This window comes from Streptomyces sp. NPDC000878 (assembly GCF_053599695.1).
In genome coordinates this window covers 81,202-94,179 of the sequence record NZ_JBSFMT010000002.1, presented here as the reverse complement: position 1 = coordinate 94,179, position 12,978 = coordinate 81,202, and the positions used below count along the sequence as shown (strand labels likewise).

The window sequence follows — 12,978 nt, the reverse complement described above, 5'->3', positions numbered from 1 at the left end:
CCTTCGCCTCGGCTCGCAGTCCGCGGCGAGCAGTCACATGGGCACGCGCACCTTGGGTAATCGGGCTCGCACGCCCACCTGCCGGGGGCGTGCATACCGTTGCGGGTCAGCGCCGGAGTCTCACCGGACTTCCCCCACGGGACGCGTCGGCGAGCGTAGCAAACACGCCGGACCGGCCAGTTCTCGCGGGTCCTCCGCTGCTCACGGGCCTCTCTCGCGGACGGCGGGGAAACTTCTGGTGACCGGATGGTGCGGGCCACAACCGTTCGAGCGGGCCGACCGTCTCTGATGGGCGTGAAGACGCGAACCTCCGGACGACCGACCGAAATCCCCGGACGACCGACCGAAATTCCTGGACGACCGACCGAAATTCCTGGACTGCGGCTCGACATCCAAGGGCTGCGAGCCGTGGCCGTGTCGCTCGTCGTTCTCGGCCACGCGGGGGTGGGCGGGTTCGGCGGTGGCTATGTCGGCGTCGACGTCTTCTTCGTCGTCTCGGGCTTCCTCATCACCTCGTTGCTGGTACGTGAGTTGGCCACGGGCGGAAGCGGAATAAAGGGATCAAGCGGCGCGATATCGATCCGCAGGTTCTACGCCCGCCGCGCGCTCCGTCTCCTCCCCGCGTCGACGCTCGTCGTCATCGCCACCCTCGCCGGTTCCTGGCTGTTCCTGTCGAGGGTCCGCTTCGAGGAGTACGCCGGGGACGCGCTGAGCAGCGCGCTCTACGCGGTGAACCTCCGGCTGGCGGCGGGCGGTACGGACTACTTGGCGGAGGGGAGTCCACCGTCCCCGTTCCAGCACTTCTGGTCGCTGGCCGTGGAGGAGCAGTTCTACCTTCTCTGGCCGGTACTGCTCCTGCTCAGCTGGCGGCTCGCGGGCCGGCGGCGCGGACTGGTGGCGGTGCCGCTCGCGGTGCTGTGCCTGCTGTCGTTCGGGCTGAGTGTCACCGTGACGGAGAGCGCCCCGTCGTGGGCGTACTTCGGTTCGCACACCCGCTTCTGGGAACTGGGCGCGGGAGCCCTGCTGGCCCTGTCCGTCGAGCAACTGCGCGACCTGCCACCCAAGTTGGCGGCACCGATGACCTGGACAGGCCTGGCCTGCATCCTCGTGGCGGCGACGCTCTACGGCAACTCCACCCCGTTCCCCGGCTATTACGCGCTCCTGCCGGTGCTCGGGTCAGTCCTGGTCCTGGCGGGCGGCTGCGCCCCGTCGCGCTGGGACGCCCAACTACTCCTCACCAGGCGGCCGTTGGTCCGGCTGGGCGGCCTGTCGTACGGCTGGTACCTGTGGCACTGGCCGCTGCTGCTCATCGGTCCCGTGGCGTTGGGCAGACTCCCGGAGAGTACGGACGTCTGGCTCGCGCTGCTGCTCTGCGCGCTCGCCCTGCCGCTGGCCTGGGCGACCCTGCGCCTGGTCGAGAACCCGGTCCGCTTCCACTCGGCGTTCCGTGGCCGCCCGGGCCGCGCCCTGCGGCTCGGGGCGACTCTGTCGGCGGGCGCGGCACTGATCGCCGTAACGACGGCGTACGCGTTCCCGCCGCCGGTCGACTCGGGCAGACCGGCAGTCCGGCTGAGCCAGGAGATAGCCAAGGCACCGGACCCCCAACTGCGCCTGCGTCAACTCCTGGAGGCGCGGTCGATCCGCCTGCCGAGCAACCTCTCCCCGCCCCTTACCGAGATCAAGTCGGCACGGTCGGCGGTCTACCGGGACGGCTGCCATGTGGCGTACGACAGCACGAGCACCCCGCCGTGCGAGTACGGCGACCCGGCCTCCGACAAGGTCGTGGTCCTGTTCGGCGACTCCCACGCGGCCCAGTGGTTTCCGGCGCTCAACCGCCTTGCCGGGGAACGTGGTTGGAAGCTGGTGTCGTGGACGAAGGCGTCGTGCAAGGCGGCGAAGGTCACGTTGCGGCGGTTCGAGGGTCCGTACGCGGAGTGCGATGTCTGGCGGGCGCGGGCGATCGAGAGGATCGTCGCGCTACGGCCCGACCTGGTGATCGTCTCGTCCTCGGACGCGGGTGAGCCGCTGAACCCGGAGCGCGACCTCGGGGGGCAGTGGACGAACGGCCTCCGTACGACGTACGAGGCGCTCGGGGCTTCGGGGGCGAAGGTTGTTGCGCTGCTGGACACTCCGTGGCCGAGGACGGACGCGGTGGATTGTGCGGCGCTGTACTCCCTCCGCCTGGACCGCTGTACGAACCGGCTGCCCGGGGCGATCAGGGACGGGGCACGGAGGGTGGCGACGCTTGCCGCGGCGAGGTTGTCCGGCGCGACGGTGATCGATCCCGTGCCGTGGCTGTGCACGGGGAGGGGCGACTGCCCTGTCCTGGTGGGCGACACGGTCGTGTACCGCGACGACAGCCATATCGCGGACGCGTATGCGGAGGCGGTGGCGCCGGTCCTGGGCGCCCGGCTGACCGAGGTGGTCGGTACCGGGTGAGTTCTCGCCCCCGCCGCCCTTACCCGTCCCATCCTTCTGGGGGCTGCGCCCCCAGGCCCCCGCTCCGGCCCTGAACGGGCCTTGTCCTCAAGCGCCGGACGGGCTGGGAGTGCGGGCCGGTGCCGAGAGGCCAAGCCCGACTGCCACCATCAGGCCCCGGTCGGCGTTCCAAGCGCCGACCGGAGTTCGGGGACAACCGCGCTCAGCCCACCTTTTCCCCGCCGACCCGCCCCCACCGCACTTCAGCACCGGCCCGCACCACTCAGCCTGTCCGGCGTTTGAGGACAAGCGCGTTCAGCGCGAGCTTTTTCCCACCCACCCCGCCGCACTTCACCACTGGCCGGCACCCTCCACTCAGCCTGTCCGGCGATTGAGGACGAGCGCGTTCAGCGCGACAGGGGAGCTGGGGGCGCAGCCCCCAGAAGGATGGGACGGGTAAGGGCGGCGGGGGCGAGAAAGAGTCAGGAAGCCCCCGTGCCTCCCCCGGCCGAGTCGAAGTAGTGGCCCGCCGCCAAGTCCGCCAGCAGACCCGTCTCCACCGGCTCCCACCCCAACCCCTCCCGCGTCACCGCGCTCGACGCCGGGAGGTCGAGGGCGAAGAAGTTGCCCAGCCAGCCGAAGTGGTTGTTCGTCTCCTCCGCCGGCACCGAAACCACCGGCAGCCCCAACCCCCGTCCGATGGCCTCCGCGATCTCCCGCACCGGGACGCCCTCCTCGGCGACCGCGTGCAGGCGGGTGCCCGCCGGGGCCGATTCCAGGGCCAGCCGGAACAGGCGGGCGGCGTCGAAGCGGTGGGCGGTGGCCCAGCGGTTGGTGCCGTCGCCCGGGTAGGCCGAGACGCCCTTGGCTCGGGCGATGTCGATGAGGAGAGGGACGAAGCCGTGGTCCCCCTTGCCGTGCGTGGACGGCGGCAGGCGTACGACCGATGCCCGCACCCCGCGCTCCGCGAGCCGCATCACCGCCGCCTCGGAGGCGAGCCGGTACATGTGGGACCTCGACGGGTCGCCCGGGTTGTCCTCCGTCGCCAGGACGCCCGGCGAGAACGCGGTCCCGGAGCAGATGAGGAGGGGGTGGCCGGAGCCGGCCAGTGCCTCGCCCAGTGTCTCCACGGCCCGTAGGTCGGTCCGGGCGGCCTCCGCGAAGTCGCGGAAGTCGTGGACGTACGCGGTGTGGACCACGCCCTCCGAGGCCGCCGCCCCGGCCCGCAGACTGGTCAGGTCGTCCAGGTCCCCACGGTGGACCTCCGCCCCGGCCTCCTTCAGCGACGCGGCGGACTCGTCCGAGCGGGCCATCCCGACCACCTCGTGACCCGCGCCGAGCAACTCCCGTACGACGGCGGACCCGACGAACCCGCTCGCCCCGGTGACGAACACACGCATGGTGAACTCCCTCTCACTGCACTCACTACCGGCCCCTTGGTGTCGGGGCGGTGTGCTTTCAGCGTGCGTGCGGAGTCCGCTCCCGGTCCAAGACCTGATCCGGAACGCGCAATGCGTATCAGGCATCACCACAGTTCAGTGAGTGTTTTCGGGAGTGGTCGCCCAACTGGCCAGATACGCTTGGCACATGACAGGGCCCGATCTCGATCTGCGTCTCGTCCGGTACTTCACCGTCGTCGCTGAACAACTGCACTTCGGCCGCGCCGCCGAGACTCTCCGCATCGCCCAGCCCTCCCTCAGTCGGCAGATCCGGCGGCTGGAGAAGGAGTTGGGGGCCCGGCTGCTCGATCGGACTCCGCAGGGCAGTCGGCTCACCGAGGCCGGTGAGGTCTTTCTGCCGCATGCCAGGGCGCTGCTCCGCACGGCCACCCGGGCCGCTTCCCAGACCCGCGCCGCCGCCGAGCCCAGCCGTCTCGTCATCGGCTACACGTCGAACCTCATCGTCACCCCGGCCGTACGGGAGCTGCGCCACCGGCATCCGGACGCCGACGTACGGGCCGTACACCTGAACTGGGACGAACCCGGCACCGCGCTGCTCGACCACCGGGTCGACGCGGTCGTCGCCCGACTGCCGCTTCCCACCGGCGAGTTGGAGTTGACGGTTCTGTACGAGGAGCCCCGGGTCCTTGTCGTCCCGCTCGATCACCGGCTCGTCGGGAAGGAGTCCGTCACCCTTGACGACATCGCCGACGAACCCCTGCCCAGGGTGCGCGAGGACGCGGCCTGGAACTCCTTCTGGCGTATCGATCCGCGTCCGGACGGCAGCCGGGCGCCGGAGGGGCCGCTCGTCCGGGCGCTGGAGGACAAGTTCGAACTCATCGCCGCCGGGCAGGCCGTGGCCATCGTCCCGGGGGGTATGGGTGCGGACCGGCTCCGGCCCGACCTCACCACCATCCCCCTGCACGGCGTCGAACCGAGCCACGTCGTCCTCGCCACCCGCGTGGACGACCGCAGTCGTCTGCTCGCCACCTTCCGCAAGGTGGCGCGGGTCCTGCTGACGGGCGACACCGGTACCGCCTGAACTCAGCTCGCCGTCCACTCCGGGACCGTCGGCAGCACGGTCGCCGCGACCCGGAGCAGGGCCGCATCGTCGGGGGGCACGTCGTCCTGGCGCCAGATGGCGATCTCGTACGAACCGCCGCCGTCCTTCGGGTCCTTGGCGACCAGGAGGGTACGGGCGATGCCGCCGGTGCCGGTGGAGGCCTTGCCGTCGTCGAAGAGGATGCCGATCGTCCGGCCCGGGTAGAGGTACGCCGGGTGGCCCAGGAACGTTCGCCGTTCCGCTGCTTCGGGCAGGTACTCGGCTATGTCGGCGACCGTGAGGTCGTCGTAGGCCGCCGAGAGCTGCACGCTGTAGCCCTCCAACTGGACGGTGGCTTCAGGGTCTTGTGTCGTGATGCCGAGCGACTCGCTGAACTGGGCCTCGTCGCTGTAGGCGCCGAGCGCGTAGTCCTTGGGCGTGCCGAGCAGCGTCGGCAGGTCCGAGCGGTTCAGTGCCGTGCACAGTTGGGTACCGGAGACGGGCTTCGACAGCGGCACGTCGTCGTTCGACCTGGAGCACGAGGCCGGTTTCCGGTCGGCGGCAGCGGAGTCGGGCTGGTACTTCGCCATCACCCAGAAGCCGGCCGTGAGGCAGCCGACCAGCAGCAGCGCCGACGCGATCTGCGCGCCCTCGCTCGCGCCCCTCTCGCTCGCGCCCTTTTCGCGCGTGCCCACTTCGCTCGTGCCCTCTCCGGCTCCGGCCGGTCTGGGTACGTCGATGTCTTCGGTCATGCCCTGTCCCCCCACCCCCTGTCCCCCCACCCCACGCGCCCGTTACGCGCGCGCCGGGCAGCATAACCGCGCGATCTCCGCGCAGCGACTGCCCGGACGGCTGAAAACGTGCGCCCAGCAGGACGACCCCCAGTTGGGCATGGCCATTTCAAGCCGTTGTTTTGGCGATCACATGACAAGGCGAGGCACCCGGTGCCACGCTTCTGCGGAAGTTCACCATTCCTTCACGCAGATCACGCGCATCACGCACATCGCGCCCTTCACGCCCCTCACGCCCGCATCGTGCGGGGCACCCCCACTCACCCCCCACCTCCTGCCACCCCCCTGCCGTGCAGCGCTCCGGACCGGCCACATCCCGTCGGTCCGCCCCCACTTCGGCCCCCACCACGGGCCGACCGCCGCAGAAGGAGAACCCGTTGCCCCGGCGACACAGCCCCACCCTCCGGCGCAGACGCGCCACCGCCCTCGCACTGACCACCATCGGGACCCTGCTCGCCATGGGTGCCCCCGTCGGCACCGCGACCGCCGCCCCGGCCGACCCGGGCCCGAGCCCGGCCAAGATCACCGCCGAGCCTCGCGCGGGGGCCGCCGCCGTACCGCTCTCGGCCGCCCGCCGCGCCTCGCTGATCAAGAGCGCGCAGACCGCGTCCGGCACCACGGCCCGCCAACTCGCCCTCGGCGCGCAGGAGAAGCTCGTCGTCAAGGACGTCGTCCAGGACGCCGACGGCACCACCCACACCCGCTACGAGCGCACCTACGCCGGACTGCCCGTCCTCGGCGGCGACCTGGTCGTCCACCTGAAGGGCAACCGCACCACCGTTTCCGAGGCCAGCGGCGCGACCCTCACGCTGCCGTCCCTCACCCCGAAGCTCTCCGCGGCCAACGCCACCGGCAAGGCTCTCGCGGCGGCGAAGGGCGCCGAGGTCACCGGCACCGAGACCGAGCGCGCGCCCCGCCTCGTCGTCTGGGCCGGCGCCACCAAGCCCGTCCTGGCCTGGGAGACGCTGGTCGAGGGCGTCCAGCCCGACGGCACGCCCAGCGAACTGCAGGTGGTCACAGACGCGAGCACCGGCAAGCAGCTCCTCGCCGCCGAGAAGGTGCACACCGGCGAAGGCACCGGCCAGTACGTCGGCACGGTCCCCCTCGGCAGCACCCTCTCGGGAACGACGTACCAGCTCACCGACCCCGACCGCGCCGGGCAGAAGACGTACGACCTGAACCAGGGCACCTCCGGTACCGGCACCCTGTTCACGGACGACAACGATGTCTGGGGCGACGGTCTGCCGTCCAACCGCCAGACCGCCGGTGTCGACGTGGCCTTCGGCGCCGCCGCCACCTGGGACTACTACAAGGACGTGTACGGCCGCAACGGCATCCGCAACGACGGTGTCGCCGCCTACAGCCGGGCCCACTACGGGAACAACTACGTCAACGCGTTCTGGCAGGACAGCTGCTTCTGCATGACGTACGGCGACGGCTCGGGCAACACGCACCCGCTGACCTCCCTCGACGTGGCCGCCCACGAGATGAGCCACGGCGTCACCGCCGCCACCGCCAACCTGACCTACTCGGGCGAGTCCGGCGGGCTGAACGAGGCGACCTCCGACATCTTCGCCGCGGCCGTCGAGTTCCACTCGGACCTCGCCGCCGACCCCGGTGACTACCTCGTCGGCGAGAAGATCGACATCAACGGCAACGGCACCCCGCTGCGTTACATGGACAAGCCCTCCAAGGACGGCTCCTCGCGCGACAGTTGGAGCTCCACCCTGGGGAGCATCGACGTCCACTACTCCTCGGGCCCCGCGAACCACTTCTTCTACCTGCTCTCCGAGGGCAGCGGCGCCAAGACCGTCAACGGCGTCGCCTACGACAGCCCGACCTCCGACGGTCTGGCCGTCACCGGCATCGGCATCGAGAACGCCGCCGCCGTCTGGTACCGGGCGCTGACGACGTACATGACGTCGTCGACCAACTACGCGGGCGCCCGCACCGCCACCCTCCAGGCGGCCGGTGACCTGTTCGGCGCCTACAGCCCCACCTACCTCGCCGTCGCCGACGCCTGGGCCGCCATCAACGTCGGCGGCCGGATAGCCCTCGGCGTCAACGTCGCCCCGGTCGCCGACCAGATCAGCGGCGTCGGCCAGGCGGTCAGCCTCCAGGTGGACGCCTACACCACCAACTCCGGTGCGGGCCTGACCTACGAGGCCACCGGCCTGCCCGACGGTCTGACCCTCAGCGCGAGCGGTCTGATCTCCGGGACGCCGACCACCCTCGGCACCGGCGAAGTCACCGTCACGGTCACCGACGGCACGGGCTCGTCCGTCACGGACACCTTCAGCTGGCGGATCGCGTACATCTACGCCACCAGCACCCGCGTCGACATCCCCGACGTCGGCGCCGCCGTGGAGTCCCCGATCACCATCGAGGGCCGCGACGGCAACGCCTCCGCCACCACCTCGGTCTACGTCAACATCGTCCACACCTACCGCGGTGACCTGACCGTCGACCTGGTCGGCCCCAACGGCACCGTCTACTCACTCCTCAACCGGAGCGGCGGCTCGGCCGACAACGTCGACCAGACCTTCACGGTCGACGCCTCGGCCCAGCCCGTCAACGGCACGTGGAAGCTCCGCGTGCAGGACCGGGCGGCGATCGACGTCGGCTACATCCAGAACTGGCAGCTCACTCCCTGACCGAATCACCGACTGACAGCAGGCCGGTACCAGTACCCGTACTGGTACCGGCCTGCTGTCCTCGTTTCTGGAAGCTCCGGAAGTGCACCGTGCGCGCTCCGGGTGTGAGCAGCGGGGTGAAGAGGGCCAGTTCGAGGTCCAGGCCGTGGTCGAGGGGGCCTTCGTGGGCGGCGTCCGTCGCGCGCTTGGCGGCTGCCAGGGCGTCGGACGGGCCGGCCGTGTAGCGGAGGGCGCGGGCCCGGGCCGCGTCGATGAGGGTGCCCTCGGGGACGACCTCGTCGACCAGGCCGATCCGTTCGGCCTCGGCCGCGTCGACCTGGCGGCCGGAGAAGAGGATGTCCTTGGCCCGGGACAGGCCGACCAGCCGGGGCAGGCGCTGGGTGCCGCCCGCGCCGGGGATCAGGCCGAGCGGGATCTCGGGCAGGCCGAAGCGCGCGGTGGGTGTGCAGACACGTACGTCGGCGGCGAGGGCGAGTTCGAGGCCGCCGCCGAGCGCGTACCCCTCCACGGCGGCGATCACCGGGACCGGCAGCGCGGCGACCTCGCGGGTCAGACGGCTGATGCGGGCCGCGTACTCGGCGGCCTGTTCCGGCGTCAGCGTGCCCATCTCCGACACGTCCCCGCCCGCCGAGAAGTGACCGCCTGCCCCGATGAACAGCACCGCGCGTACGTCGGGCCGCTCGCGCAGCTCGCACAGGGCCGACTCCGCCCCCAACTGCTGCGCGGAGTCGAACAGGTTGAGGGGCGGGCGGTCCAGCCACACCCATGCGAGCCCGTGCTCGTAGCGGACGGAGACCGTCACAGCACACCCCCGTCGACAGCGAGAACGTGACCGTTGACGTACGAGGCCGCCGGGCCGACCAGGAACACCGCCGCGTCCACCGCCTCCTGCGGGGTGCCCGCCCGGCCGGACAGCAGGCGGGGCCAGTACGACTGCCGCAGCCGTTCGTCGGCCGCCACCGCCTCGCCCATGCCGACGCTCAGGATGCCGGGCGCCAGGCAGTTCACCCGGATACGCCGGGAGGCGAACTCGACGGCACAGCACCGCGTGAACGCCTCGATCGCCGCCTTGGAGGCGACGTACGCGCCCGCGCCTGCCATCGGGTGGGACGTCATCGCGGACGACACCGTCAGGATCGTGCCGCCGTCGGCGCGCTCCAGGTGGGGCAGCGCGGCCCGGACGGTGTGGAAGACGCCGTCGACGTTGGTGCTCATGACCTCGCGCCAGTGCTCCGCGCTGAGCCGCCGCACGGTGCCGTTGCGGGTGATGCCCGCGTTGGCGACGACGATGTCGATCCCGCCGAACCGTTCCGCCGTCGCGTCCATCAGCCGTTCCAGGGACTCGGGTTCCCGCACGTCACAGGCGACGTAGGCGGCCCGGTCCGGATACCGGTCGACGACCTCGCCGACGACGCCGTGCTCCCGCCGCGCTCCGCACACCACCCGCGCGCCCGCCCGCAGAAACCCCTCGGCGAGTTCGCGGCCCAGTCCGGTCGTCCCGCCGGTGATGACGGCGGTACGACCGGCCAGCACCGCCGAGACCGGCAGTTCCGTAGTTGTGGCCGGCGAGCCGTCCGTCGTTTCCGCGATGACCGTCATTGGGCCACGCCCCCTTCGCTGTCCCTGAGTTGTTGGCCGAAAACCGTGGGTGATCGTTTCACCGGTCCCGGCCTGATCGCGCATCGAAGTCCACGCAGGGGTGAACTTCCTTGACGGACCACCCAGTTGGCGCAACCACGGCTCGCTCGGCGAGCCGTTCGAGCCCATGATCCGCACGTCCAGCCCCTTGTACGGAGGTCCCCACCTTGCAAGTCCGCCCCTTCCCCTACGAGATCGGCGGCGCCCGCGCCGACCTCGGCACCGTCGTCGACATCGACTCCTGGGCCCGGCAGGCCCGCGTCCCCGACCGGCGCAAGCCCGGTGAGCACCTCGCCGGGGACACCATCACCCGGATGCTGGGTGTCGAGTCCAAGGCCTGGGATCCCGACCGTTTCGCCGACCTGGAGACCGTCGCCGGGGTGGCACGCGGCGCGTTGGCCGACGCCCGCCTCGACCCCGCCGACGTCACCGGGGTCGTCCTGGTCACGTGCACCCCGTACGAGGTGATGCTCGACCAGGACGCCTTCGCGTTGCTGCGCGTCCTGGGCATCCCGGACCATGTGCCGCCGGTCCAACTCGGCGCGGGGTGCGCGGGATTGGCGCGGGCGGCGGCTGTCGTGGCGGCCACGGGCACCGAACGGGCGCTGGTCGTCGCGTACAACGTCCCGAGCCGGATCAGCACCGGGCCCGACGGCGCCCTGTTGCCCCACTACGCCGACATCAACACCGTGCACCCGTACGGCAAGAATCTTTGGGCGTCCCCGGCGCTCTTCTCGGACGGTGCGGCGGCACTCGTCCTGCGGCGTGACGAGGAGTCGGAGGGGCTGGTGCTGTACTCGCGGGACAGCCAGTCGTTCGGAACGGAGCCGGGGCTCACCGACCCGCTGATCCACTTCCCGGGCGGTGGCAGCAGGCACCCGGCGGGCTCCCCGGGCTCCTGCGAACTCTCGGGGTACGGCATGAACTCACCCGAGATCAGGCGCTATTACAGCCGGGGCATGACCCTCAACCACGAGGCGCTGGAGGAGGCCCGCCCCGGCTACCTCAAGGAGGTGACCCGGCTCTACACGCACCAGGCCAGCCCGCTGCTGGTCGACGCGTTCCGCGAGGAGATGTGCGTCTCCGCCGAGCAGGCGCCGGCGCACGTGCGCACGATCGGCAACACGGCGGCCGTCTCGACGATCGCCCTGCTGCATGCCGACCTCGCAGCGGAAACGATTGCTCCGCAGGAGGAGGTCTGCTTCTCGGTCGTCGGCTCCGGCCCGGAGCGCGGAGCGCTCATCGTCCCGGTGAGCTGACCTCAGACCACGGAACCGACGAACTCCGCCCAGGCGTCGGCCCCGAGGAGCAGCACGGGCCCGTCCGAGACCTTGCTGTCCCGGACGGGCACGATGCCGGGGACTCCGTCGGCTACTTCGACGCAGCTGCCGCCTTCGCCGTTGCTGTACGTGCTCTTACGCCAGCGGGCGGCGCCGATGAAGTCGTGCGCGACCTCGACGCACTCGCCGCCTTCGCCGTTGCTGTAACTGCTCTTGCGCCAGCGGGCGTTGGTCAGGTCGTACTCGCGCATCGTCTGTAGTCCTCAGCGGCCGATTCGATCAGGGCGAGGGACGCCTCCGGCGACAGCGCGACGCCCCTGAGCAGATCGTATGCGCGCTGTGCCCGCTTCACCACTGCCGGATCGTCAAGCAGGTGGCCCGAAAACGAGGTCTCTGTATAGAGGGTTGGCGGAGCGTCCTCGAACTCCATGAGCTGAATCATCCCGCCCATGGAGGCGAATGCTCCCGCCGAGTACGGGACCACGGTCACCCAGACCTTCCGCTCCCGGGCGAGTGCGGCGATGTGCTCCAGTTGCTCGGCCATGGCCGCAGGTCCGCCGACCGGGGTACGCAGGGTGTTCTCGTGCAGGATCGCCCAATACTCGGGCCTTGTAGCGTCCTTGAGGATGCGCGACCGTTCCAGTCGGGCGCCCACCTTTTCGTCCACGTAGTCGTCCGTGACGAACGGGTTGGCCGCGAGCGTGACCGCCCGAGCGTAGGCGGCCGTCTGTAGCAGGCCGGGGACCACCGTCGGCGCGAACTCACAGATCTTCGTCGCCGTCCGCTCAAGCTCCACAACCTCCGCGAAGTAATCCGCGTACCGCTTGTCGTCGATGAGCTTGCGCCAGGTACGCTCGAAAAAACCTGCGGTTTGTAGGACGTCGTCAATCCGCATCGCCACGTCCAACTGCGGCTTACGAATGGCCTGCTCGAACTGTCCGATGTAACCGCCGGAGACGAAGACCATCGCCCCCAACTCCACCTGGGTTAACCCCGCCTCCTCCCGCCGCCGCTTCAACTCCGTCCCGAAGAACTCCCAAGCAGCCTGCCGCTGTGAACCATTGGCCATGGCCGAACCGAACCCCCTTCAACTGCACCGTCGTTGCTGCGCCCAGAGCCTTCCGAGTGTAGGCACAACACGTCACCGTAGAAGTGCGAAGAGTGAAACTCGATTAGCAAGGGGAGCACGGTGACGGCACGACAGACGGCACGTTCGGCGGACTGCGTCGAGGAAGCGGAGGAAACTGTGAAGGAATTGCGGACGGCGTTGGAAAACGCCGGGATTACCTTGCCGACGCTCCGATTGGACGCGGCGAGTGTCGCCCGGGAAGTACCCCGTCCGCTCATCGAATTGGGGCGCTGCAACGTGGAGACGGCGGCCCGGATCGCGGCGGCGCTGCGATGAACGACGTGCGGTCGGCGAGGCCAGGAAAGCCGGGGCGGCCGGAGGTCGGCACGTACGTCATGGACACCCGCACCGGAAAGGTGGGCCTCGTCATGGGGCACGAGGGACCCTACGTCCAGCTCAGATCGTACGGCGGCGGCAGGGAGTGGGACGCGGCCCCGGACGGCCTGCGCCCGGCCACCCCGGCGGAACGCCTCAGCGCGGCCACGGCATACGCGAACGCACGCAGCAGGGGAGAGGTCCCCTGAGGTTCCCCGGCCGGGCCTGGCGCCCCTGAGGGGCGCGGGGAACCGCGCGACCAGCCACAGCGG

Annotated in this window: 12 protein-coding genes; 6 read left to right on the top strand and 6 right to left on the bottom strand. The window is 70.6% G+C overall.

The window, feature by feature from the left end:
• Positions 1-246: 246 nt before the first annotated feature.
• Positions 247-2,439 (top strand): acyltransferase family protein, encoded by a 2,193-nt coding sequence (locus ACWDR4_RS02125; protein WP_450402710.1) that lies wholly within the window; start codon positions 247-249, stop codon positions 2,437-2,439.
• A gap of 461 nt (positions 2,440-2,900) precedes the next feature.
• On the opposite strand, the gene ACWDR4_RS02120 is transcribed toward ACWDR4_RS02125, so the two are convergent.
• The gene (locus tag ACWDR4_RS02120) at positions 2,901-3,818 is read right to left on the bottom strand and encodes an SDR family oxidoreductase (RefSeq protein WP_450402708.1); all 918 of its coding nucleotides are present in this window, start codon (positions 3,816-3,818) and stop codon (positions 2,901-2,903) included.
• Between the two features lie 187 nt (positions 3,819-4,005).
• On the opposite strand from ACWDR4_RS02120, the gene ACWDR4_RS02115 reads away from it, so the two are divergent.
• Positions 4,006-4,899, top strand: a complete 894-nt coding sequence (locus tag ACWDR4_RS02115; RefSeq protein ID WP_450402706.1) for a LysR family transcriptional regulator — start codon at positions 4,006-4,008, stop codon at positions 4,897-4,899.
• Positions 4,900-4,901: 2 nt separating this feature from the next.
• Here the strand turns inward: ACWDR4_RS02115 and ACWDR4_RS02110 are convergent, their stop codons facing one another.
• Complete coding sequence (locus ACWDR4_RS02110; RefSeq protein ID WP_450402704.1) at positions 4,902-5,651, bottom strand: DUF6215 domain-containing protein; 750 nt, start codon at positions 5,649-5,651, stop codon at positions 4,902-4,904.
• Positions 5,652-6,067: 416 nt separating this feature from the next.
• On the opposite strand from ACWDR4_RS02110, the gene ACWDR4_RS02105 reads away from it, so the two are divergent.
• On the top strand, positions 6,068-8,344 hold the full coding sequence (locus ACWDR4_RS02105) for a M4 family metallopeptidase (RefSeq protein ID WP_450402701.1): 2,277 nt from the start codon (positions 6,068-6,070) through the stop codon (positions 8,342-8,344).
• On the opposite strand, the gene ACWDR4_RS02100 is transcribed toward ACWDR4_RS02105, so the two are convergent.
• Together ACWDR4_RS02100 and ACWDR4_RS02095 are read right to left on the bottom strand one after the other, a co-directional pair.
• Positions 8,334-9,146, bottom strand: a complete 813-nt coding sequence (locus ACWDR4_RS02100) for an enoyl-CoA hydratase/isomerase family protein (protein ID WP_450402699.1) — start codon at positions 9,144-9,146, stop codon at positions 8,334-8,336. The genes ACWDR4_RS02105 and ACWDR4_RS02100 overlap by 11 nt on opposite strands.
• On the bottom strand, positions 9,143-9,943 hold the full coding sequence (locus ACWDR4_RS02095) for an SDR family NAD(P)-dependent oxidoreductase (protein WP_450402696.1): 801 nt from the start codon (positions 9,941-9,943) through the stop codon (positions 9,143-9,145). Before ACWDR4_RS02095 ends, ACWDR4_RS02100 begins: the two co-directional genes overlap by 4 nt.
• 206 nt (positions 9,944-10,149) lie before the next feature.
• On the opposite strand from ACWDR4_RS02095, the gene ACWDR4_RS02090 reads away from it, so the two are divergent.
• Entirely contained in the window at positions 10,150-11,241 is a 1,092-nt protein-coding gene (locus tag ACWDR4_RS02090; RefSeq protein ID WP_450402694.1) for a 3-oxoacyl-[acyl-carrier-protein] synthase III C-terminal domain-containing protein, read from the top strand.
• A 2-nt stretch (positions 11,242-11,243) separates the two neighbouring features.
• On the opposite strand, the gene ACWDR4_RS02085 is transcribed toward ACWDR4_RS02090, so the two are convergent.
• Both ACWDR4_RS02085 and ACWDR4_RS02080 read right to left on the bottom strand, forming a co-directional pair.
• Positions 11,244-11,513, bottom strand: coding sequence for a DUF397 domain-containing protein (locus tag ACWDR4_RS02085; RefSeq protein WP_450402691.1), 270 nt, complete (start codon positions 11,511-11,513; stop codon positions 11,244-11,246).
• A complete protein-coding gene (locus ACWDR4_RS02080; protein ID WP_450402690.1) occupies positions 11,495-12,331 on the bottom strand; it encodes a helix-turn-helix domain-containing protein in 837 nt (278 codons plus the stop codon). Before ACWDR4_RS02080 ends, ACWDR4_RS02085 begins: the two co-directional genes overlap by 19 nt.
• A gap of 120 nt (positions 12,332-12,451) precedes the next feature.
• Between ACWDR4_RS02080 and ACWDR4_RS02075 the strand changes: the two genes are divergently transcribed.
• Positions 12,452-12,667, top strand: a complete 216-nt coding sequence (locus ACWDR4_RS02075) for a hypothetical protein (protein ID WP_450402687.1) — start codon at positions 12,452-12,454, stop codon at positions 12,665-12,667.
• On the top strand, positions 12,664-12,915 hold the full coding sequence (locus ACWDR4_RS02070; RefSeq protein WP_450402684.1) for a hypothetical protein: 252 nt from the start codon (positions 12,664-12,666) through the stop codon (positions 12,913-12,915). The genes ACWDR4_RS02075 and ACWDR4_RS02070 overlap by 4 nt, the downstream gene beginning before the upstream one ends.
• Positions 12,916-12,978: the final 63 nt, after the last annotated feature.

Bases quoted from the DNA above. Each gene is read 5' to 3' on its own strand.
- ACWDR4_RS02125 (WP_450402710.1), top strand. From the start codon at position 247: ATGGTGCGGGCCACAACCGTTCGAGCGGGCCGACCGTCTCTGATGGGC.
- ACWDR4_RS02120 (WP_450402708.1), bottom strand. From the start codon at position 3,818: ATGCGTGTGTTCGTCACCGGGGCGAGCGGGTTCGTCGGGTCCGCCGTC.
- ACWDR4_RS02115 (WP_450402706.1), top strand. From the start codon at position 4,006: ATGACAGGGCCCGATCTCGATCTGCGTCTCGTCCGGTACTTCACCGTC.
- ACWDR4_RS02110 (WP_450402704.1), bottom strand. From the start codon at position 5,651: ATGACCGAAGACATCGACGTACCCAGACCGGCCGGAGCCGGAGAGGGC.
- ACWDR4_RS02095 (WP_450402696.1), bottom strand. From the start codon at position 9,943: ATGACGGTCATCGCGGAAACGACGGACGGCTCGCCGGCCACAACTACG.
- ACWDR4_RS02085 (WP_450402691.1), bottom strand. From the start codon at position 11,513: ATGCGCGAGTACGACCTGACCAACGCCCGCTGGCGCAAGAGCAGTTAC.
- ACWDR4_RS02080 (WP_450402690.1), bottom strand. From the start codon at position 12,331: ATGGCCAATGGTTCACAGCGGCAGGCTGCTTGGGAGTTCTTCGGGACG.
- ACWDR4_RS02070 (WP_450402684.1), top strand. From the start codon at position 12,664: ATGAACGACGTGCGGTCGGCGAGGCCAGGAAAGCCGGGGCGGCCGGAG.